Genomic DNA, 20,680 nt, shown 5'->3' with positions numbered 1-20,680 from the left:
CGCATGTTGACGGTCAGCGGGCTCAAGCGCTTGCACATTTCCGTGTCGTTCCACTTGCAGGACGGCGAATGCGTCGCCCTGCAAGGGCCTTCGGGAGTCGGGAAAACCTTGCTACTCCGCTCCATCGCGGATCTCGATCCCAACGAAGGAACGGTCAAGCTGGACGGAACGCTGAGAGAAGCGATGCCCGCTCCTGCCTGGCGAAAACAAGTGACCTATGTCGCCGCCGAGCCCGGCTGGTGGTGCGACACCGTGCAAGAGCACTTCACGGGCTGGGATGACGCCCTCCCGCTGGTCAGACGTTTTGGGCTGTCGGACGACTGCGGACCCTGGCCAATCCAGAGGCTCTCCTCCGGAGAGAAACAGCGGCTGGGACTTGTAAGGGCGCTTATGCTGCGATCGCGGGTGCTTTTGCTGGACGAGCCAACCTCGGCGCTCGACTCGGCATCCGCCGCGGCCGTGGAATCCTTGATCGCCGAACGCATTGCGAGTGGAACGAGCGTCGTTTGGAGTACCCACGACGACGCTCAAGCCCGCCGGGTCGGGTCAAGGGTATTTGCGATGAGCCCCGATGGTGGGATCGAGGAAAATCGACCGTGACCTACATCCAACTGTCGTACGGTGATTTGGTCCTGCCCGCTCTCCTTGTCGTCATGGACGGCACTCTCTCGCTTGTTCTCCGTCTCAAGCTTGAAAAACAACTGGCCATCGCGACTGTGCGGATGGTGCTTCAGCTCGTCCTCGTTGGATACGTGCTGACGTTCCTGTTCGCTGCGGTGTCGCCGCTCTGGACCGCCCTTGCCGCCCTCATCATGGTTCTCTTCGCCTCGCGGGAGATCGTCGCGCGGCAGAAGCGGCGCTTGCCGGGCGTTTGGAGCTACAGCTTGGGCGCCGGCTGCACCCTGCTCGCCGCGGGTACCATCACGATGTTCGCGCTCCTGACGGAGCTGCGCCCGGATCCCTGGTATCATCCGCGCTATGCGCTGCCTTTGCTGGGCATGATCCTGGGCAACACCATGACCGGCATAAGCCTGGGCCTGGACGTGCTGACGAATAGCCTTATGCGCGAACGGACCGCCGTAGAGGCGTGTCTTGCACTCGGCGGTACTCGGCATCAGGCACTGCTGCCAATCGTCCGGGACGCGTTGAGAAGCGGCTTCATGCCGATCATGAACAGCATGGCGGCGATCGGCCTTGTTTCCTTGCCCGGGATGATGACTGGCCAGATTCTCGCGGGCGTCGAGCCCGTGGACGCGGCAAAGTATCAACTGCTGATTATGTTCCTGATCGCTGGCGGTACAGGCTTAGGCACTCTCGTTGCTGTCATGGGAGGAGCACGCCTGCTCACCGATCATCGACATCGATTACGCCTTGATCGAATTGCCTCAGATACACCCAATTGAAAGCTTGGGTCGGCGGAACGATCCACTCCTGGTTCGTAGATTCCAGCTGGTAGACCGCGGTCGCGGACATTCGATCATTCGGCCGCTCGTTGCGGCGACGGGCAGAAACAGATTGTCCGTTTTGCTCGCTCCAATATCCTATTCCACGACGAGCACGCGCACGGCCTGTGCCATCGGATCTGCGTGCTATATCGAATGGGGGTGAAGATACAGAAGCAAGGAAAAGCTGAACAGCAATCTGGCCGCACGAAGTCTGACAGCAAAAAAACGTCGCACGAGACCCGTTTCGTTCTCGGCGGACCTGCTCGTAATCTATTGAAGAAGAAGGCCTTTTAGATGGTGGGCGCACCAGGGCTCGAACCTGGGACCCGCTGATTAAGAGTTCAAAGCCGGCGCCTTGCTATCATTTCTGAAACTGCGCCACACTACGACAACGTGCAAGAAGGCCTTTTATTTATAGAGCCTTGTCGCATAGCGTCGCCGTCCAGCGAACCCAGACCTTCAAACACCTCGGCTCGCCAAAACCGTTTGAAAACCGTTTTAGCAGTTCACGTCCACGCTCATGACCGACATTCGCATTGCTCTCAACGACAAGGCCATCGCTCAGCTACCGACCCCTGAAGATGGATGGTATCTGGCTCGCGATACAGAGTTGAAAGGCTTCTTCGTGGTCGTGGGGAAGCGAAAAAGAACCTTCACTGTTCAAGGTGATCTTAGACATCGAGGAAGGCGGGCCTCAACCGTCAGAGTGTCCATTGGAGATGCCAGCGAGTTGACGACCCGAGCGGCCCGCGCGATCGCTAAGGAATATCTTGCTCAGATCAGCAAAGGACAGCACCCGAAACCAAGGCAAGGCGGGAAAGCCGAACAGGCCGAGGCCGATGGGAATATTGCTGTAGCGGTTACCACCCTGAAGCAGGCTTGGCAACGCTATCTGGAAGCCCACTTGATCCGAAAAGGCCGTAGCGAGAAAACGATAAGTGGATATCGCGATCACGTCGAACGACTCTTTGCGGAATGGCTCGACACCCCTCTGCTCGATCTCGCGAACGATCCCGGTCGCGTTGCCAAAAAGCATGATGAACTTACCAAGGAGAACGGTCCCTACATGGCGAATGGCAGCATGCGGACGCTGCGGGCCATTTACAATCATGCTCGGAAGACCAATCGATCGCTGCCGCGTGACAATCCAGCAGATGCAGTCGATTGGAATCAGGAGGAGCGCAGGAATACTGGAATGGGCACCGGCGATTTGAAAGGATGGTTCGTAGAGCTGGCAAATCTAGACAATCCAATTCGGCGCGAGTTTCATCTTTTCACATTGCTGTGTGGGTCTAGGCCCACCGCATTGCAGCGGGCTAAGCCCGAACACATCAATTTTCGACGGCGAACGCTCCACATCCCTAAGCCCAAGGGAGGTAGCAAGCGCGCGTTCGACATCCCGCTGTCTCGGGAAATGATCCTAAGCCTCATTCGGGTGCTTCGTTTCGGCAGGCAAATGCATCCGTCTCAGGCGCAAGAGTGGTTATTCCCAGCCGAGAGCGCCTCCGGACACCTTGCGGAAACAAAGGAGGATCGAGATATCTTATCAAAATGGGGCAATGACCTTCGTCAAACATTTCGAACAATTGCCACCGCTGCCGGCGTTTCCGAATTCGACGCCAAGCTCCTCATGAACCATTCAATCCCTGGAGTGAATGCAGGCTATGTCACTCGACACAAACTGGTTGAAGACCATCTGCGCAGCCAACAACAAGCCATCAGTACCGTCATGTTTTCCGCACTCGGTAAGTTGCGCACAGAACATGGAGCTGTAATCGAATGGCTTGGTCACCGGGCAAGCCGAACAGCTGTGAGCCAATTCCGATCGAAGCCGACCGCTCTCGACGAGAAGCAAGAAAGAATTCGGCGAGCAGCCTGACCTCAAGCTTGTTGGCTCGCGTTCCGAGGGACTTCTCTTACGCACACGTCGGGGGTCGGTCGCGCGAGACGACGTGACGCATGGGGACACTGTCACGGTCTAGCGGCCCTGCATCAACTCTTCACCGAATAAGTTTCCAACCGAACCCATTGCCCCGCCACGTGAGCTCAAAATTGCATGTGGCTTCTTTGCGCTTGCGATTACACGGGGGCATATCGCCCCGTACTTCCATCAGGATCTTTAGCTGCATCTGCCCCTGCCTGCCTTCGATCACGCGTTTATCGAATGCAGTTTGATCAAATTCCTTTTTCCAAGATTTGGGCGACTGCTCTGAATAGACGTAAAAATCACATCCGCCGGTAGAGCACGCTCCGTTTCCGTGAAATGTGCATATCTTGCTGGGATCGAAAATGGCGAGCCGCTTGCCGTCACCTCTCTCATAGACAGAGACCGTCTTGTCCAAGTCCCCGCGAGTGCCGTCCTCTTCAGCCTCTTTGCAAGCAGCTGCGACATCCTTCGCTATTTGTCCGACCTCGGTCGGCAAGTCAGCGATGTGAACCCTGGCGGAGCTTTCGCGCGATACGCTTGATGGCTCCTGACAAGGGAAGTTGTCTTTGAACGCCAACATAAGAGCTTGGGCGGCAGGAAGCTCCCGCGCCTCTCTATGTCCTGCTAAATAGTCAAAGAAGATTACGCTCATCTCTTTGACGGTCATTCCCGTAGGACAAAACGTCCTCGTTCCTTGAAGGAAGGCAATTCTCGCATCATCCCACCCGTTAATATATGCATTACAAAGCTTCGCGTGATCGTCCGCGTTCTTCTCCCTCTTCAGGTCGGGCACGTTGGCTGAACAAGCGAACGCGAGAGCCTCTCCTGTTAAATCGCTGGCATGGAGCGGAGCCTTGAAAGCCGCAAGGGAGAACACAAAAGCCAGAAGAAGCTTCCGAAGCAAATGATCACCGTTCCGAAGTCGAAATATATTCATCATTATCGTAGTGCGCGGCGAACCCGAGCATGCTCCCTATTTGACGCGGCGTCCTGTCGGACGCCGCGTCGCAATTCGCAATTCGTTTACTGGTGCGTGCCGTAGCGGTTGCCAGTGTTCACGTTTCTATAGCTGCCGCCTCGATGAGATGAGCCCAGACCGCCCGAATAGTGCCCTCCATGGCTCGATGTATGATGGCCACCACCGTAGGAGAGGCGGCCGCCGCCTCCATGTCCACCTCTGGCATGCGCAATGGAAATTGAGCAAAGGAGAACAAACGAAAGCACTGCAACATTTTTCAACATAATCTTCCCCTGAAGTTGAACGAGGCGATCTCTCCCAGAGTAGCAACGACAGGGCAATGCTACTTTGGCCGCCCCCCGGCTGCGCTTGTGGATCAGGCATGTGGGGCAAGAGCCTGCCTCCGGAGAAATACGGGGGGTCACCATCGAAAGTGTAGATCTCGCCGCCTACAGCTTGCGCGATCTCTCACGTTTCGCTTCAATGCGACCATGCGCGGCGGGGTTGTCATTCTACTTCTGGGGCCTTACGGCCTTAGGAGCATATTCCATTGGTCGCCACGATCTCGGGGCGGCCAACGCCCCGTCTTCGCTCGTAGCGCAGTCGCCAACCGCAAGGGCGCTAGCTTGGCAGAGGTCCCTAACAGCGCTCCAGCGCAACCGCCCGCCAGAGCTGCACCAAGTTCGACAGTCACCGCACCTCCCATAGTGTTGCCAGAGCGCGCGCCACAGCAAGGCGACACTAAGCGGAAGGTTGAAGTGGCACTGACCGCCGCAGCCATTGCTGCGATCCTGATCAAGGCCAGCCGGGACCAGTATCACGCATCCGGCAGGCCATGCGCCTGCCCAGATGATACGATGCGGAACGGGCGAGCATGCGGAGGCAGAAGCGCCTACTCGCGGCCCGCGGGCGCGGCACCGCTTTGCTACCCTGGCGATGTGACGACAACAATGATAGACGAGTACCGGAAAAAGATAATCCGATAGCTGGTGGGGGCACAGTGTTTCAGTTCAGGGTTTTTTCCATCTTCGCGGTTAGACGCCTCAGCTTCGTGGCAGCCGCGGCGACAACATTAACGGGCTGCATCACGACATCGATGCAAGGATATGCAGACCGAGACCTTCCCTCCAAGCCGATCACTCGGATAGTGGCCTACGTTGCCGGACCGCCCGCGCTGGTTTCCAGCATTCAGGCGACCATCTCAGAGGAAGGAAGAAAGCGCGGCGTTGTTGCTGAAGATGCATTCGCGCTGTTTCCACCAACGCGGACGTACACCAATGCAGAAATTCGTCAGGGGCTTACGACCAACAGCATAGATGGCGTGCTTGTCCTGAACGTCGGCGACAGTGGCGTCCAGCAGCAATATGCTGGAACCATATTGAGTGGTCAGTATTCTGGTTCCTCCACTGCGAACGGCACTATCAACACTTTCGGGAATGTTTCGTCTGCTTCGCTCAATGGAGTATCCTCAGGTACGGTCACTGCAACAGCCACTCCCGTGTACCACTACCGGCGGCAAACTGCGTTCACAGCGCGTTTGCTTGAACCAGCGACGGGTCGCAACCTGTGGGTTGGGAACGGGCAGGTGAATGCGCGAGGGTCACTTTTTGTCGGCGATGGAGCCAATGCGTCCAGCTCGGTCGGAGCGATTTTCGACGACTTGCAACGCAAAGGCATCATCGGAGGATCAAGCTAACAAACGGAGTTTAGCAGCTCGCCGGATGTCTATCTCTGACCCTGCAGCTTTCTGGCGTGTTCGATCACGCAATCCAAGCCAGCATGGCTCTAATCGTCGGCGCTCGAACATTCCAACCATGCTCGCCGCGATGTTTACGCGCACGAGGGCACCCGTAAATTTCCCAAGTGTTGGCTGCTCGGCTCACTGCTTAACTGGTGCAAAGTCGCAAGGCCGCACCATAAAAACGCAAAGCCGAAGCAATGAGCCGAGCAGGAGGTCCGACGCTTGATCACACTCGCCCGGCAGGGATTTGGCGCATCGAAGATAGCCGCCGAACTGGGCCGCCACGCCGGATCAGTCAGGCGAATGGCGCGGGCGGTTGGAATGCTGGTTAAGAAGTAGCCCAGCAACTTTTCTTCCTCCCGCCGGTGCAATTTCCCGTAATTTTACGGACATTGCATGTGCCTGATGTTTGGCATCTACTTGAGATTGATTTTTTGTGACCAACTAATTTCCGGATGAAGGCCCATGAGCGTTAAAGCCATGATGGCGAGGATCCTTCAGAATCAATTGGCATTGCGCGGCGTACAGTCACTGACGCCATTTGACTGTGAAGAGATCGTAGAACACTTGGTTGAACAACTCAGAGAGCTGGAGCTTAGCTTGGCGGCTCGCGAATTAGCTGGCAAGCACGAGCCGAAGTAACTTCATCGAATGCTGGCGCGCGCATTTGGTTGGTCAGCTACGGCGACTCAATGTATCGATCGCTACCATGAAATGCGCTTCTGCTCGCCCGTTGGCCGACCCGGAAAACGCCGGTCGCAAGCTGGTTGAGATCGCCTCCAGCATCCAGCCTGTGCAGGATGGGCGCATCTTCATCGAGCTCATCAATGTGCCCTTTCTGAAGCAAGGCGGGACCGGCGAACAATTCCGCGACGCAGTCGCGCTGGCGCAGGAGCGAGGCTGGCTAGAGCTGCATGAGAGCGGCACGTATGTGCGGCTAACGGGGCAGACCACAGAAGTTCGGTGAAGAACTAACATCAGAATCAGCAAATCCAGTCAGCTCCGCGCTGCTAAGCGGAGTGACGTGTGCCGCGACTTCGCTGATGGGCCAGAAGCGGAAGGAAAGATAACGTCTACTCCCCTCAGGGCAGGGGCTCGTCACGGAATTAGAAACCTCCTGACAGCGTTCCGAGCCCGACCTACCATGGCCTCTACTTCTTCCATGACACACGCTCGGTATTCGCGACCGTCGAAACTGCCACAGAGCGTACAGATGTTGTCGATGCGACAGGCTTCGCGAAATTTGAGAGCCCACCTTGGCACCCGTTGATCTATGGCAGCCTCAATGTAAGTCCGGTTGCACGCAGCTTCGGTCGCGGTCGCAAAAACTGCGAGAAATGCCCCAAGTAAAACTCTGCTCACGGATAACGCCTCCAGCCTCGTTCAGCCGGAGAACGTCATTTGTGAACGATTGTCGAGTCCACTCCCTCAAGGATGTTGGGTCTCGCTCTCTTCAGGCAGCGCAACGCTCATCGCATGCCGCTCCTGAAATCGGAGGGTTCAAGTCACTTCGCGGGCTCGACAAGCGGCTTGCCTTTGTCGACGATATGGACGGTCAACATCTTGAGCGTCTTGTCTCCGGCAATCTTGAAGCCGGCGTGGGGGACGTCGCGCGTGTTGATCGAGACCCGGCCAGTCGGAAACGGCACCTCTTTGCCATCGGGAAGGGCCAGGGTGGCGCCTTCGAGAACGTATACGGCCTCTTCTCCGTGGTGGGTATGTCTTGCCAGTTCGTTACCGGGCGGCACGTCGACCACGCTTACGATGATCTCCATGTCCGTGCCGGTTAGATCGGCGCGCTTTAACTCCTGGCGATTTGTCTGGGCGTTTGCGGAGACGGTGAGTGCGAATAAAAAGGCGGCTGCTAATTGAAACATCCTCTTCTCCCGCTGAAATGAGCGCGCAAGGCGCTGTTTGAAAGGCGCTAATCAAACACGTTGAAGAGCACCAGTGCAAGTTGCGGCGCAACAAAATAATCGCATTCACTCCCTCAGGGACAACGTATTCTCGGCAGCTGCGACGGTCCGCTTCGGGTCACAAGCAGCGGTCACGGCAAGCGCAGCGCGGCTTCCGGTCTCCCTCCGATAGCCGACATCGCAACGGGGTCGACCTTGTTCAGCTAAGGGCCACATCCGGACATTTCCAAACGCGAGCCCGTGGGCTCGACCACACTCGTTTTAGCTTAGGGAGCGCTCGACTCGTTCGCTTCTGCTTGGCAAGACCGTTGTCTCAAACCATAATCTACTTTCAGTAGCATAGCTCGCTAGGGCCGTCCGACTGGAGCTTTTGCCGGACCTGCTCCTCGGTGACCGGTTGATTTCCCGCTATGAAAGCTGGGCCCTTGCTCGGCTCTGCGGTCACCACGGCCGCACCGGCGCCATCCACGGCAAGCACGGGCGTTGTTGGCCTCGGTCGCGCGGATCTTCGTCAACGTCTAGTTCTTCCCGTCTCCTCGGCGCAGGCGAGACCGAGACCACAGGACAGCAGTATTGCCGTTATCATCGCGAGACTGCGCATGCGTTCCTCCTCCATTTGGCTGAACGCTAACGATTTGCTTCAGCTTCGGTTCGGGGATTTCGCGCTCATTCGCTTGCACCGCCGCAGCGTAGATCTGTGAAATGCGTTGGCCCCAACGCGCGTATGCCGTCAGCGACCACAAGCGGGCTCGTCATCTCTCCGCTGGGCAGCACGTCCCGATCTGAAAAGATGAACCATCGGGCAACTGACGAAAACACCATGTACCTATTCCTATCGACAGTTCGTAAAATGCCTTCCTCGTGCCACTTGAAGGCGCGGCTGGTCACTTCCGCCGCCACCACACCCTTTCCAGTGTTCATGGTTCTGCCCGTCAAGTCGACTTCGAAAGGCGCTGATGTCTCTTGACCGCCAATCGAGCACTCGAGCACGAGCGTCTCGGCATCTGCATCGGCGACAGCCAGCGCCTCGGCGCAGAGCACTCCCGCGGCAACAATTGTCACAGTCCATGCATCCATCGAATACTCCGCCTTAAGCACGCAAAGCCGGGCCAAGCGTTCAAACTACGATAGCGATCGGCCGCTCAGCTTATTTCGTCGCATCGTCATTTTCAGTCAGACGGCTTCTCGCCTGAGCCGGCGCCTCCTCGCTCGGTCTGAGCCGTCGGCGTGCGGCGGCTTTCGATCACCGGGCTGAGACGCGAGCTTTTTGAGCTGCCGCAAGTCAGCCGCCGCTTCCGCCAGCAGCCAATCCCGAAACTTCGCAATCTTCGGCAGCGCCGAAGTCGCCTTCGGGCATACGATCCAGTAGGTCTTTGACACGGAAAGTGGTTCTGGGAAGGCCATCACGAGCCGGCCATTCATCAAATCCCAAGCCGCCAATGTGGTGCGCGCAAGTGCAATGCCCTGCCCATTGATTGCAGCATCGATCACCATGCTGGCCCGATTGAGCACCGGACCGTGGGTGACGCCTGCGTCATCAATGCCAACGCCGCGCAACCATTTTTCCCAATCTGAACGGCTGTCGAGATGGATCAGGGGATACTTCAGAATATCGGCTGCTCCGCCAAGGCGTCGTCGACTGGACAAGAGCTTTGGGCTGCATACGGCAAAGAGCCGTTCGGCACCAAGCCTGACAGCATCAAGACCCGGCCAATTGCCATCGCCATGACTCACGGCGAGATCAACTTCCTCGCGCGCGAAATCGACGTGATGCAGGGTTGCGGAGACTCGAAGATCAATTCCCGCATGAGCCTCGGCAAAATGGCCCAGCCGATGAACCAGCCATTTGGCTGCGAAATCTGGCGAGGTACTGACCGTCAGAACGCCAGCGCTTTGTCGCTGCAGCAGACGCTCCGTCCCCGCGGCAATACGATCGAGCGCGTCGCGCACGACAGCGAGATAGCCCTGCCCTGCTTCGGTGATGATAAGCCGCTGGCGTTCACGATTGAACAGCTTGATCGCCAGCTCCCCTTCCAGCGCCTTCACCTGATGGCTGACGGCCCCTTGTGTAACGCACAGCTCCTCCCCCGCGCGCGTAAGGCTTTCGAGCCAGCGACAATTCGAAATCATGGGTTTAGGAGGGGTTCGATGTCAACGCGTTTTGCCAGCAGCGCTCACCTTCCCCGGCTTTGGCGCGCCACGACGTCCAAGGGTCATCAAAGCAATTCATGGCACGCTCTGCTCGACCGATTGCTTGCTTGCAGCGAGCGAAGCCACCAGCGCGCCGGCCTACGGGCAATCGCGATGACCCACACCTGCTTGCCGACCTCGGGCTCACCCGCGAAGAGGCCCTCGAGCAGGCCAATACGCCGTTCTGGCGATGATGCGCGCTACTGAAGGAGCACCCATGCAATCCATTTCGCGCCGCGAGGTCCTGCCCAGTGCAACTCAACTGACTGCCATTGCTGCGGCTGGCACGCTGAGCCCGGCCGATTCCGCACCGGCTGACGCGGCCGCCGAGATTGCCAGGTTCACAGCCGGCGTCATCCCCGACGCCGGCAGGATCGCAATCGATCTGCCGGAGATCGCGGAAAATGGCAATGCCGTCCCGCTCGCGGTCGATATCGACCACCCGATGACACCCGAAAGCCACGTCGTCGAAGTGCTCGTGGTCGCCGAGGCCAACCCCTGGCCGCGCATTGCCAGATTTCATTTCACGCCCATGAGCGGACGGGCAATGGTCGCGACCCGGATCCGGCTTGCGGGCACGCAGACCATTCAGGTCCTGGCCAGGACCAGCGAGAACCGAATCCTTACGGCTCAAAGGCAGATCAAGGTCACCATCGGCGGTTGCGGCGGCTGAGCCATTTCAGGAGGTGTTTGTGACCAACAAGCCACGCATCAAGATTCCCGATCAGATCCGCAAAGGAGAGATCATTCGGATCAAAACCCTCGTCGCGCACGAAATGGAGAATGGCCTGCGCCGCGATCAGGCTGGCAAAGTCATTCCGCGCAAGATCATTAATCGGTTTTTGTGCAGCTTCAACGGAAAGCCCGTATTTGCCTGCGACCTCGAACCGGCCGTAGCCGCCAATCCATATCTCGTGTTTTCGGTACGGGTCGATGAGAGCGGCCTCTTCAATTTCACCTGGACCGGCGACGACGGCACCGTAATCACCGCGGAAGAGAGGGCTGTCACCTTACGAGGCGCGTTGACGCTTCGCTGGCGACCTGCCAAGGAGTCCTGCTACCATGATTTTTGCACGTAGCCGGATAGTGATTGGCGCAACACTCGCCCTGCTCGCGGCATCGTTCCTCATTTTTCGGTGCGATCCTGCTCGAACAGAACGATGAATGGGCCATCCAGCGTGCCCGCTACATGACGCTGGAGACCATCGCGCCGTTGAGCGATGATCCAACCGTCAGCCTTCAGGCTATCACAAGCTGATCAGCCCGGCCCATGCCGGTGAACGCGGTGACCCGCCGCCAGCTACACCACGCAACGGGACACGATCCGATTGGCAAACGGATAAGAGACCTGCCGCTTAGCCGCGAGCGAATTGAGCGGGCATCGATATAGAGCTACGTGCGCCTCGTCGCCCGCGATCTTCATAGAGCGAGACACCGGAGCGGCCTCACACTCGTGTTCGCCAGCGCAAGTTGCTTCTGCTCGGCATACTCCTCTGGCTTGGCCAACATGGAGAATGGCAGTTGAGCTTAAGTTCTGATGGCACTCCGCTTTTCGAGATGTCCGGTCCAATCATGAAAAATTTGAAGCTCCTACCGCTGGCTTTCTCGCGGTCCTGGACGCTTAATTGCAACAACCACCGCTTTGGATCGGCGGACACGGCATTGATCGATAGGAGCAGAACACACAACAATCGCTGGCGAGGGGTTTGAGGCGCTTTCCGCAGCCCTCGCAGTCATAATAAAACCGACAGGCATTTCTTGATGGCCGCACTCCGGGCAAGTGAGGGTAGATTCAAGCTATAGTCCCTGTCATTCTTGCAAAGAGGCTCGCTGTCTCGCAGGCGCTTGCTACGGAAGGCGTCGGCGGCGGGTTGTGCTGATCCACCCGTCCATTTCCCTGCACAGTTTACCAAATATGTTGACTAAAGCGACCCTCGCGTCCCAACCCCCGTCCTCACTGGCGCATCGCTTATGGTCAACCCGGAAGTCCGATTTGGGTCGGCGAGCTAGTGACTGGCCAGTCACGCAGGTGTTGGAGCGCCGACGAGGTCGCCGATAAAGAAATGCGACATGTGGGCGACAGCTTCAGGACTGTGATAGTCACCGAATTCGGCAGTAGCTTCCTTGCCGGCATACATGCGGGCGATTCCTGCGCCACCGGGGTGATGGGGTGCCCACTCCGTGATATCGTAGACTTTTGCCCGGATGATGACCCAGCAGTCGTCGCGCGTTTTGTGCCGGGCGACTTCTTCGCGCGTGACCGGGCGTGGAGCCCTGGCGGGAGCAGCCGGTGTCCAGAGCTCGCTCGTGGTCGCGGGGTAGTTGGCCTTTGCGGCGCGGCGGAAGTCCCACGGCCCCAATCTCTTGGGAGGCAATTCGGCGCCGATGTTGCGGGCATCGTACGCATAGATCCAGGAGTCGTCCTCGCCACCGCGCTTGTCGTGGGCAAAGGCAGGGCTCACACGCTCGTCGATTTTCTCAAGTAGCGCCTTCTGCTCAGCGGTGTCCTTGGCGCGCAAATGGTCGAAGGCGAATTTGGATCCGAGTTGGAAACGGGTCGCGCGATAATGCCGCACGCGCTCGTAATGCAGCAGCGCCGTCGCCACGTCGTCCTTATGCAGCGCGAAGGCGCTGGCGAGCGCGGCGGCGTCCTCGAAGGACTGCGCAGCGCCCTGGCCAAACGTCGGCAGCATCGGGTGCGCCGCGTCCCCGAGCAGACAGATGCGGCCTTGCACCCAGGTTTCGAGCGCGTCGCGATCGTAGAGGCCCCACTTCGTGGGACGGACGATCGCCCCCGCCAGAGCAACCAAATCGTCGCGGCTGGGGCTCCCATCGAACGCCTCGCCCACCTCGCGAATGATCTCCTTCCGACCGACGGGAAACCAGTCGCCCTCCTCCTGCTCGAACGCGGCAGAGTCGGGCTCGTAGCGGGCGATCCAAACGTTCAACAACTCGCCGCCGCGCACCCAGTATGTCGTCGCCCCGCTCCTCTCGGTCCGGTGGCGGTCCATGCTGAAGGAGTCGATGGGATTATTGTCCAGCGGGCTGCCGTCAGCCTTGCGGAGCGAGGCGACCACCGCCCGCGGAATAAGTCCACGGAAGCAGGTCACCTCCGTCCAGCGCTTCGGACGCGGGTTCGGCCACGCCAGCTGCAATGTTGCAGAGTTGATCCCGTCGGCACCCACGAGAACCTCTCCCGTGGCGCTTCGGCCGTTCGCAAAGGTCGCCACTACCTCGCCGGCGCTCTGACGCAGCTGCGTCAGCCGAGAGTCCATGTGCACGGTGATCGGGCATGGCGCCATGCTGTCGGGACCGAACTCGAACACCCGCTTATACAGGCACATCAATAGGTCCAGCCTGTGCATATGATGAAATCCGGCGCTATCACCTGCGGCGGTGACATGATCGAACGGCCTCTGCGTCACCGTCCCATCGGCGTTGAACTGCCGTGTCAACTCCAGAATTGCAGCCCGGCCACCCTCGATCACCCCGTCGGGGCCACTGGGATCCCCGCCATCCAGGTCAACGCCCAGCCAACGACATATTCGCGCCCCGTTGGGCGGTACGTTCAACCCGGCGCCTGCGGTGCTCGGCACCTTGGTTTGCTCGTAGACCTCGACCGAGGCGAAGACGCCGGACTGCCGCAGGGCCAATGCCGTCATCAACCCGCCCATTCCTGCGCCGATGATCACTGCCCGCATCTGTCGCCCTTCCGAAGTAAGCGAACGCACCGATTACCCAGCTCGTGGCGGAGTACGGTGGGTGCCGCACGAATTAACTCGAGAGTAGCTTCGGGTGGGCCAGCAATAAAGCACCTTCTGGCGGAACCGGACGTCCTAACTTCACAATCCCTGCGAGCCCGCAATTACCATGCTCGAGCTATTTATGGCACGGTCCCGTATGCTCGGAGTGGGTAGCCGCCCGTACCCCAAACGACTGAACCGTTTCGCAATTGCAAGTGATTATCGCGAGCAAAGTTCGCGGTTGATTGAGCCGGAAATGCGGCTTAATCGGACGAACATCTCGATCCGATTGGGCAGTCATGAATCGCACTTTGAAGTTGGCAGCCGGCAGCATCGTGGTCGGCTGCCTTGTATTACTGCTGAAGTATGTCGCGTATCTAGTTACCGGAAGCGTGGCCCTCTATTCGGACGCCCTTGAAAGCACGTTAAATGTCGCCGCGGCTATCTTCGCATTCACTGCGGTAAGGATCAGCGCGGCGCCCGCCGACGCAAACCATCCTTATGATCATCATAAGGTGGAATACCTGTCCGCAATCGCGGAAGGCGTTCTCATCGTTCTCGCAGCGCTGTTCATATTCTACGCAGCCTACGAGGGCTTCTCCCGACCCAAGTCGCTCGAAGCCCCCCTGCTCGGTCTTCTTATTAACTCTGGTGCGAGCGCCGTGAATGCGTCCTGGTGCGTAATCCTCGGGCGTTATGGTCAGAAATGGCGGTCTCCCGCCCTGCTCGCGGAAGCCAAGCATCTCTGGACCGATGTGGTCACATCGGCAGGGGTACTTGTCGGTGTGGCCCTGGTCTGGTTGACGGGCTATCTCTTGCTTGACCCGACGGTGGCAGCGCTCGTCGCGATTAACATCCTGTGGACCGGTTGGCGCCTCATTGCGCGAGTCCATTGGCGGTCTGATGGACGAGGCGCTGCCGGAACCTACACTGGCAAAGGTGCGGAACATCATCTCCTCGCATGCGGGCGGCGCGGTCGAAGCCCATGATCTCAGGACCCGGCATGCCGGACGGGCAAACTTCATTGACTTTCATCTCGTCGTGCCCGGGAGCATGACCGTTTCCGAATCGCACGATCTCTGCGACCGGATCGAGGCTGCTCTGAAAGCGGAAATCGACGACGCGATGATTTCGATTCACGTGGAGCCGGAACAAAAGGCCAAGCATCCCGGCGTGGTGCCCATCGTTTGAGACGGTGCGCGGGTAAATGCCCACCCGAACCACGCCTTCATCAGGAATGGCTCACAGCCGCCGGCATAGCCGATTTTATTCCCCCACACCGGGCAAAAATTTTTCCGGTGAACCGATTGAAGTGACCGGCCAGATCGGTAGCTTCGCTGTCAATCAATAATTGAAGGCGGGCTGTGAGGCCGGTGCAGGCCGCCTATCGCCGCTGCGGCGAGCGTTCTCGCGCTCCGGCTGTCCACATCGACTCACCTCCAGGAACGACCACCAGCTGGGGCCGTTCGACATTGCGTGACAAATGCCATCCGTACTGAGCGACCAGTGAGCGTGCTTCTCGTCGAGGACGATCCTCTCATCCGCGAGTTCGTCGTCGAAGCCCTGCGCGAGGCCGGCTATCATGTCATCCATGCGAGCACGGGCGAGGAGGCGCTGGCCTGGTGCAAGCGGCACGCGGCGGACGTTCTCGGCACGGACATCCGACTGCCCGGGGAGGTCGACGGATGGCAGATCGCGGAGCGTTGCCGCGAACACGACCCGGACCTGCCGGTCATCTACGCCACCGGCTTCTCCCCCACTACACCACGCCCGGTGCCGGGCAGCCGCACGTTGAGGAAGCCCTTCCATCCGGACGAGATCGTACGGATGGTTAAAGAGCTCGGCGGCGGGAACCGGACGTCACCGCACTAGGGGGAATGCTCCGACGCCAACCGCCGCGCTTCGACGTCACTGCTGGTCCGGCTTCTTGGCGGGCGGGCCGCTCTTGTTCCCAGGCAGCCCCTTGATGTTGGACGTGTCCTGCTGCTGCACCGTCGGATTCTGCTGGTTGAGTGTCGAGCTTGAGCCAACGGTCTCTCCCGGCTTTGCCGCCGGACCGTTCTTGTTTCCAGGCTGGCCGGTTATGCCGGCGCCTGAGTTCTGCGCGCTCGGCGCGGACGAGACATCCGGCTTGCTCGTCTGCGCAAACGCGGCCGGAGCCGATATCGCCAGAGCGAACACGAGAGCGCTCGCGATGCACCTCATCTCGAATCCTCCTTTTGAGCTTCGGAATCGCTGACTGCGACTCCCTGGAGCCCGAACGTGCGGTTGTGTCGAGCGTTCCTAGCAGGCGTCGCCGTTCTGTCAGGTCCGCTAGGCCGACTTCCGCCGCGCCCCCGCGGCCGGCTTCTTCGCCGCCGCTTCCTTCACCGGCTTCTTGCCGGCGATCGGCATCAGCATCTCCTTTTGGCCGGCTGCCGGCTTGCGCGGCTTCTTGGCCGGCTTGGCGGCCTTTGCCGGCGCGGCTTCCCGGCCGACGCTCTGGCGCAGCGCCTCCAACAGGTCGACGACGTTCTCGCCTTTCGGCCGCTCCTTGGGATGGATGACCTTGCCAGCGCGCTTCTGGTTGATGAGTTCCACCAGCGCGGCTTCGTAATGGTCCTCGAACTTCTCCGGATCGAACCGGCCGGCCTTCTGGTTCACGATGTGCTTGGCGAGCTCCAGCATGTCCTTGGTGACCTTCACGTCCTGGATTTCGTCGAAATACTCGGCCTCGCTACGCACCTCGTACGGATACCGCAGCAGCGTCCCGACCAAGCCCTTGTCCATCGGCTCGAGCGCGATGATGTGCTCGCGGTTGGTCAGCACGACCCTCCCGATCGCGATCTTGTCCATCTCGCGGATGGTCTCGCGGATCACCGCGAAGGCATCGTGACCGACCTTGCCGTCCGGACGCAGGTAGTAGGGGCGGATGAGGTAGCGTGGGTCGATGTCGGTGCGATCCACGAACTCGTCGATCTCGATAGTGCGCGTGGACTCCAGCGCGATCTCCTCGAGCTCCTCCTTGGTGACCTCGATGAACTGGTCCTTCTCGAGCTGATAGCCCTTGACGATGTCCTCGTTTTGCACCTCGTCGCCGGTGTCCGCATCGACTTTGAGATACTTGATCCTGTGGCCGGTCTGGCGATTGAGCTGGTCGAATGAAATCTTTTCGCTCTCCGATGTAGCAGGGTAAAGTGCTACCGGACAGGTCACCAGGGATAGACGCAGGAAGCCTTTCCAGTTGGCTCGGGGGCCATGAACGCGGAACTCCGGGAATTGTTCTCCGATACAAGACGAACGAGGCACCTCAGTTCCGACGCTGGTGCCGACAGCGTCGTCAATGTTTCTCACCCCGAACGATCTCGCCAGCGGCCAGATGAGAAGCAGTCCATCGAATACGACCCAAGGGCGGCGCCAGCCTCTCCTTCCAAGGTCAGAACCCCGAGCCGAACGCCCGCCACGATCGCGAGCCACAGAAAGAGATTGGGTGCCCGAGCTACGTTGATCGCACCCTGTTTGGCGATCGCGGAAAACCTATCGCATAACTGAGTGCACGCTATTTCTCATCGGAACGCGCTAGCACGGCAAAATCTGAATTGCTGCGTCCCTTGCTCCTGCGGATCGGGCGCTTGCTCGACAATGGAATAGCCCTCGTGGGCCTGGACGAACGCTCGCTCAGCTAACCAATTACGCTGGTATTTCACTAGCTTTTCCGTCGAGGTCCTTAGCCCTCCAGGTCCATTGTCACTCAGAAAGATGTTTGGATCTCTGGCTTGGAGGCATCATCGCTGATCGGCACGCGATGCCAAACCAGCGCGGCTTGATGGTTACGATTGCGTCCGGGACGTATTGTATGGCGCCGTTCGAGTGGACGAGATCGATGTCACCACATTTTGAAACAATTCATGACGAGAACCCGTCAACGCGCTTGCTGAGAGACTCACACAGGCGTCTGATAGTGGCGGGCGCAGGCTTCGAGAGCATCCATGGGCAACGAACTCGTCGTTCGAAAGTCCAGCCTTCCAGCGGCTCAAAAAGTGTGTAGAGCCGCCCAGTACGTTCGTATGTCTACCGAACGGCAGCAGTATTCGATCCAGAACCAAGCTGCGGTGATCGCCGCTTATGCGCACGCGCACAATCTGACGCTTGTTCGAACCTACAGAGACGAGGGCGAGAGTGGTCTCCTGATCAAGAATCGAGCCGGTCTCATTCAACTTCTAGAAGACGTACAAGCGGGAGAGGCCGATTTTGCTCATGTCCTGGTTTATGACGTGAGCCGCTGGGGCCGCTTTCAGGATGTGGACGAAAGTGCGCACTACGAGTTTCTCTGCAAACGAGCCGGCATCAGAGTGGCCTACTGTGCTGAGCAATTCGACAACGACGGGAGCATGCTCGCCAGCATCGTCAAGAACATCAAACGAGTCATGGCGGCCGAGTACAGCCGGGAGCTTTCGGCCAAGGTCTATGCCGGTCAATGTCGGTTCGCTCGGCTCGGCTACAAACCTTGCGGCAAGGTTGGCTATGGTCTGGTTCGGGAGCTTGTTGACGAGAAAGAGCAATCGAAGGGCGCGCTGAAGAAAGGAGAGCGCAAGTATCTTGCAACTGATCACATCCGAGTGCGCCCCGGTCCCCCGAAGGAGGTGGCTGCTGTCAGATGGATATTTAGTCGGTTCTTGGAAGTGAAGTGTGAGACGGTAGTAGCTTGGGAGCTGAACAAGCGGAAGGTGCCAACTCGCACGGGGAAGCCGTGGACACGCGTGATGGTCGGCGCGATCCTCAGAGACGAGAGTTACATCGGCAATCTCGTTTTCAACCGCCGCTCATGGAAGCTGCGTCAAATCCGCTCGTACAATCCTCCTGAACAGTGGATCAGGGCTGAAAACTGCCTTGAGCCGATAATCGAGCGCGCTGTCTTCACAAGAGTTTCTAAGTTCATCCAAGAGCGGCGCGTCGATCTGACCGAGGATGAGATGCTTGTGCGGTTACGCCGAACCCTGCACAAGGAGGGGCGGTTAAGCATCAGCATTATCGACCGTACGCCGGGCCTACCCTGTGTGGCGACTTGTCAGACCCATTTCGGCAGCATGCGGAATCTCTATCGCTTGCTCGGCTACACGCCCAAGCGGAACTATGAATTTCTGGAATTGCGGCCTCTCTGGTCGGGGCAAAAAGTAGAACTCGCGGCTGGGATTGGCGCGGCCGTGCGAAAGGCGGGCTGTCGTACGAGTACGGGAGGCTGGACAGATTCGTTGCGTGTGAATGGTACCACTTGTGTTTCGGTTAGGGCGGCTCGCTGGACTCCGGGAAAGGAGGAAACTCATTCGCCGCATTGGACCATTCAATGCGACGCGCACGTGCCTGCTGGGTGGATTGCTGCCATCAGGCTATCTGAGCATAATGAGGCTGTACTGGACTATGTGTTGTTGCCGACAGATGGCAGAGTGAAGCGAACCATCAGATTCTCGGAGGCGGCCCGCGAACGTCGCTCAATTGTCTCATTCAAAACACCCGACGCTCTCGTGCGCGCAATCACCCGGAGGCTAACCAAGAAAAACCGTGCTTCCCGAGCCATGCCAGCCCCGATGAGCAAGCTACCGAAAGTAGCCCAGCCCAAAGCCAAGAACGGCCCCGCGCGGCACTGATCGAACGCAGGTAGAGGAATGCACCGAGTAGAGGGCCGTAGTTTCTTCGAAAGTCTCCATTGAGTTTCGCAATCTTCGACAGCTCGGAAGAGACCTCGACTTCATCCGCCATGACGCTGGTTCCTTCGAATGTGGGTAGAGCCAGCACCCTATGAACCACTGTTTTGCCCGACGGAGCAAGTGGAAATTTCGGTATATCGAAAATTTTGTTTGGACGGAGCACGCAAGCCGCATCAATGTATTGGGCTCCTGCCGGCGAGTTCGTCCGGTTCCTAATTTTGAAAGCGTTGCGCGTAGTCGATCAACAAGGCCAATCGCGACCCTTGACCAAGAGCTGGCCTTTTCTCCACAAGGCGGTTCTAAAGCTAGCGGCTTGCTTCGGCGCTCCTCCCGCGGAATCATCCGAGATGGGCACCAAGTCGCGAGAATACCTATTCGGGGCGACGGTCCGGATCCTCGCCGAACGTGCGCGGGACGCTCGCAAGGATGCCGACACCTTGGCTTGTCAGGCCTGGAACGCGCGAATGCTTGGCTTCCAGGGACCTGCCCAGCCCTCCCCAGCCCTTGGCGGTGCCCTGAACGCGGGCTACCGCTATCTTGAGGTAAAGTGCCTCGGGTGCGACACGCACCAGACAGTCCCGCTGGACATCGTGCGGCGGCCGAAGACCACCCCTATCCATGAGCTAGAGCGTTATATGCGCTGCAAGCGATGCTCAGAACTTCAGGAGCGCCCATTCAAGCGTAGTCATCTTGTGGCATTGCGAACCACGAAGATTTCCACCAGCAATCCGCCTTCTGTTTGGTGGCCGGGGGAGCGTCAAATGAAGCTGACTGACCAAGGGCCATATTCCAGCCCAGAGGCCGCAGCGCGCAAGCTGATCGAGCTCGCTGCGGGCATCGAGGTCCAGGATTGCTGCCCGCTCAGTAAAGCAGCATCAGCGACATCCACGCCGCCAGCGACGCGCAAAGACCAATTCCCAGGTAAGGCAATGCTAGGCGCATCGGGCTTCTCCTCCGAAACGCGAATATGGATCAGTGTCGCACGCCGGTCGGCCGACGACTACGAATCCAGAGTTGCACCGGGTCGCTTCGGGGCTGCATGATGCGCCTCGACCATTCGAAGAAACGGCTCCCGC

17 protein-coding genes and 4 pseudogenes are annotated in these 20,680 nt (G+C 58.8%); 13 read left to right on the top strand and 8 right to left on the bottom strand.

What is annotated here, in order from left to right; translation table 11 throughout:
- The first annotated feature begins 3 nt into the window (after positions 1 to 3).
- The 3 genes from JJB99_RS12355 to JJB99_RS12345 all read left to right on the top strand — a co-directional run bounded on the left by JJB99_RS12355 (position 4) and on the right by JJB99_RS12345 (position 3,324).
- Entirely contained in the window at positions 4 to 600 is a 597-nt protein-coding gene (locus tag JJB99_RS12355; protein ID WP_200499010.1) for an ABC transporter ATP-binding protein, read from the top strand.
- Positions 597 to 1,403, top strand: coding sequence for an ABC transporter permease (locus JJB99_RS12350; RefSeq protein WP_200499009.1), 807 nt, complete (start codon positions 597 to 599; stop codon positions 1,401 to 1,403). The genes JJB99_RS12355 and JJB99_RS12350 overlap by 4 nt, the downstream gene beginning before the upstream one ends.
- Before the next feature lie 562 nt (positions 1,404 to 1,965).
- Positions 1,966 to 3,324, top strand: a complete 1,359-nt coding sequence (locus JJB99_RS12345) for a tyrosine-type recombinase/integrase (RefSeq protein ID WP_200499008.1) — start codon at positions 1,966 to 1,968, stop codon at positions 3,322 to 3,324.
- A 121-nt stretch (positions 3,325 to 3,445) separates the two neighbouring features.
- Here JJB99_RS12345 and JJB99_RS12340 read toward each other — a convergent pair whose 3' ends face one another.
- Positions 3,446 to 4,276 carry a Rap1a/Tai family immunity protein gene (locus JJB99_RS12340; protein WP_200499007.1) on the bottom strand — a complete coding sequence of 277 codons (831 nt, stop codon included), beginning with the start codon at positions 4,274 to 4,276 and terminating at the stop codon, positions 3,446 to 3,448.
- Between the two features lie 1,054 nt (positions 4,277 to 5,330).
- On the opposite strand from JJB99_RS12340, the gene JJB99_RS12335 reads away from it, so the two are divergent.
- The 3 genes from JJB99_RS12335 to JJB99_RS12325 all read left to right on the top strand — a co-directional run bounded on the left by JJB99_RS12335 (position 5,331) and on the right by JJB99_RS12325 (position 7,038).
- Complete coding sequence (locus JJB99_RS12335) at positions 5,331 to 6,026, top strand: hypothetical protein (protein ID WP_200499006.1); 696 nt, start codon at positions 5,331 to 5,333, stop codon at positions 6,024 to 6,026.
- Positions 6,027 to 6,536: 510 nt separating this feature from the next.
- The gene (locus JJB99_RS12330) at positions 6,537 to 6,713 is read left to right on the top strand and encodes a hypothetical protein (protein WP_200499005.1); all 177 of its coding nucleotides are present in this window, start codon (positions 6,537 to 6,539) and stop codon (positions 6,711 to 6,713) included.
- Positions 6,714 to 6,780: 67 nt separating this feature from the next.
- A complete protein-coding gene (locus JJB99_RS12325; protein ID WP_200499004.1) occupies positions 6,781 to 7,038 on the top strand; it encodes a hypothetical protein in 258 nt (85 codons plus the stop codon).
- Positions 7,039 to 7,576: 538 nt separating this feature from the next.
- Here the strand turns inward: JJB99_RS12325 and JJB99_RS12320 are convergent.
- From JJB99_RS12320 to JJB99_RS12310, 3 genes are all read right to left on the bottom strand, one after another.
- Entirely contained in the window at positions 7,577 to 7,948 is a 372-nt protein-coding gene (locus JJB99_RS12320; protein ID WP_200499003.1) for a cupin domain-containing protein, read from the bottom strand.
- A gap of 705 nt (positions 7,949 to 8,653) precedes the next feature.
- Entirely contained in the window at positions 8,654 to 9,064 is a 411-nt protein-coding gene (locus JJB99_RS12315; RefSeq protein WP_200499002.1) for a hypothetical protein, read from the bottom strand.
- A 96-nt stretch (positions 9,065 to 9,160) separates the two neighbouring features.
- On the bottom strand, positions 9,161 to 10,033 hold the full coding sequence (locus tag JJB99_RS12310; RefSeq protein WP_246775220.1) for a LysR substrate-binding domain-containing protein: 873 nt from the start codon (positions 10,031 to 10,033) through the stop codon (positions 9,161 to 9,163).
- Between the two features lie 334 nt (positions 10,034 to 10,367).
- On the opposite strand from JJB99_RS12310, the gene JJB99_RS12305 reads away from it, so the two are divergent.
- From JJB99_RS12305 to JJB99_RS12295, 3 genes and pseudogenes are all read left to right on the top strand, one after another.
- Positions 10,368 to 10,850 carry a thiosulfate oxidation carrier protein SoxY gene (locus tag JJB99_RS12305; RefSeq protein ID WP_246775219.1) on the top strand — a complete coding sequence of 161 codons (483 nt, stop codon included), beginning with the start codon at positions 10,368 to 10,370 and terminating at the stop codon, positions 10,848 to 10,850.
- A gap of 19 nt (positions 10,851 to 10,869) precedes the next feature.
- A pseudogene (gene soxZ / locus JJB99_RS12300) lies at positions 10,870 to 11,178 on the top strand (thiosulfate oxidation carrier complex protein SoxZ); the annotation flags it as partial.
- A 134-nt stretch (positions 11,179 to 11,312) separates the two neighbouring features.
- A pseudogene (locus tag JJB99_RS12295) lies at positions 11,313 to 11,435 on the top strand (IS256 family transposase); the annotation flags it as partial.
- Between the two features lie 363 nt (positions 11,436 to 11,798).
- Here the strand turns inward: JJB99_RS12295 and JJB99_RS36225 are convergent.
- Together JJB99_RS36225 and JJB99_RS12290 are read right to left on the bottom strand one after the other, a co-directional pair.
- Complete coding sequence (locus tag JJB99_RS36225) at positions 11,799 to 11,948, bottom strand: GDCCVxC domain-containing (seleno)protein (RefSeq protein ID WP_349629024.1); 150 nt, start codon at positions 11,946 to 11,948, stop codon at positions 11,799 to 11,801.
- Between the two features lie 250 nt (positions 11,949 to 12,198).
- The gene (locus JJB99_RS12290) at positions 12,199 to 13,878 is read right to left on the bottom strand and encodes a cytochrome b5 domain-containing protein (protein ID WP_200498999.1); all 1,680 of its coding nucleotides are present in this window, start codon (positions 13,876 to 13,878) and stop codon (positions 12,199 to 12,201) included.
- A gap of 341 nt (positions 13,879 to 14,219) precedes the next feature.
- Between JJB99_RS12290 and JJB99_RS12285 the strand changes: the two are divergent.
- Positions 14,220 to 15,111 (top strand): annotated as a pseudogene (locus tag JJB99_RS12285) (cation diffusion facilitator family transporter).
- 315 nt (positions 15,112 to 15,426) lie between these two features.
- The gene (locus tag JJB99_RS12280) at positions 15,427 to 15,792 is read left to right on the top strand and encodes a response regulator transcription factor (RefSeq protein WP_200498998.1); all 366 of its coding nucleotides are present in this window, start codon (positions 15,427 to 15,429) and stop codon (positions 15,790 to 15,792) included.
- Positions 15,793 to 15,828: 36 nt separating this feature from the next.
- Here the strand turns inward: JJB99_RS12280 and JJB99_RS12275 are convergent, their stop codons facing one another.
- Together JJB99_RS12275 and JJB99_RS12270 are read right to left on the bottom strand one after the other, a co-directional pair.
- Positions 15,829 to 16,125 carry a hypothetical protein gene (locus JJB99_RS12275; protein WP_200498997.1) on the bottom strand — a complete coding sequence of 99 codons (297 nt, stop codon included), beginning with the start codon at positions 16,123 to 16,125 and terminating at the stop codon, positions 15,829 to 15,831.
- 108 nt (positions 16,126 to 16,233) lie between these two features.
- The gene (locus JJB99_RS12270; protein WP_200500130.1) at positions 16,234 to 17,190 is read right to left on the bottom strand and encodes a Ku protein; all 957 of its coding nucleotides are present in this window, start codon (positions 17,188 to 17,190) and stop codon (positions 16,234 to 16,236) included.
- A 698-nt stretch (positions 17,191 to 17,888) separates the two neighbouring features.
- Here JJB99_RS12270 and JJB99_RS12265 point away from each other — a divergent pair.
- On the top strand, positions 17,889 to 19,544 hold the full coding sequence (locus JJB99_RS12265; protein WP_200494851.1) for a recombinase family protein: 1,656 nt from the start codon (positions 17,889 to 17,891) through the stop codon (positions 19,542 to 19,544).
- Positions 19,545 to 19,951: 407 nt separating this feature from the next.
- A pseudogene (locus JJB99_RS12260) lies at positions 19,952 to 20,362 on the top strand (hypothetical protein); the annotation flags it as partial.
- Positions 20,363 to 20,680: the final 318 nt, after the last annotated feature.

The sequence above is a fragment of the Bradyrhizobium diazoefficiens genome, assembly GCF_016616235.1.
Lineage (GTDB): Bacteria > Pseudomonadota > Alphaproteobacteria > Rhizobiales > Xanthobacteraceae > Bradyrhizobium > Bradyrhizobium diazoefficiens_H.
Note: the sequence above shows the minus strand (reverse complement) of the source record. Positions and strands in the feature narration are given on the sequence as shown.

Bases quoted from the DNA above. Each gene is read 5' to 3' on its own strand.
- JJB99_RS12355 (WP_200499010.1), top strand. From the start codon at position 4: ATGTTGACGGTCAGCGGGCTCAAGCGCTTGCACATTTCCGTGTCGTTC.
- JJB99_RS12345 (WP_200499008.1), top strand. From the start codon at position 1,966: ATGACCGACATTCGCATTGCTCTCAACGACAAGGCCATCGCTCAGCTA.
- JJB99_RS12330 (WP_200499005.1), top strand. From the start codon at position 6,537: ATGAGCGTTAAAGCCATGATGGCGAGGATCCTTCAGAATCAATTGGCA.
- JJB99_RS12325 (WP_200499004.1), top strand. From the start codon at position 6,781: ATGAAATGCGCTTCTGCTCGCCCGTTGGCCGACCCGGAAAACGCCGGT.
- JJB99_RS12320 (WP_200499003.1), bottom strand. From the start codon at position 7,948: ATGTTTCAATTAGCAGCCGCCTTTTTATTCGCACTCACCGTCTCCGCA.
- JJB99_RS12315 (WP_200499002.1), bottom strand. From the start codon at position 9,064: ATGGATGCATGGACTGTGACAATTGTTGCCGCGGGAGTGCTCTGCGCC.
- JJB99_RS12305 (WP_246775219.1), top strand. From the start codon at position 10,368: ATGATGCGCGCTACTGAAGGAGCACCCATGCAATCCATTTCGCGCCGC.
- JJB99_RS12290 (WP_200498999.1), bottom strand. From the start codon at position 13,878: ATGCGGGCAGTGATCATCGGCGCAGGAATGGGCGGGTTGATGACGGCA.
- JJB99_RS12275 (WP_200498997.1), bottom strand. From the start codon at position 16,125: ATGAGGTGCATCGCGAGCGCTCTCGTGTTCGCTCTGGCGATATCGGCT.
- JJB99_RS12265 (WP_200494851.1), top strand. From the start codon at position 17,889: ATGGGCAACGAACTCGTCGTTCGAAAGTCCAGCCTTCCAGCGGCTCAA.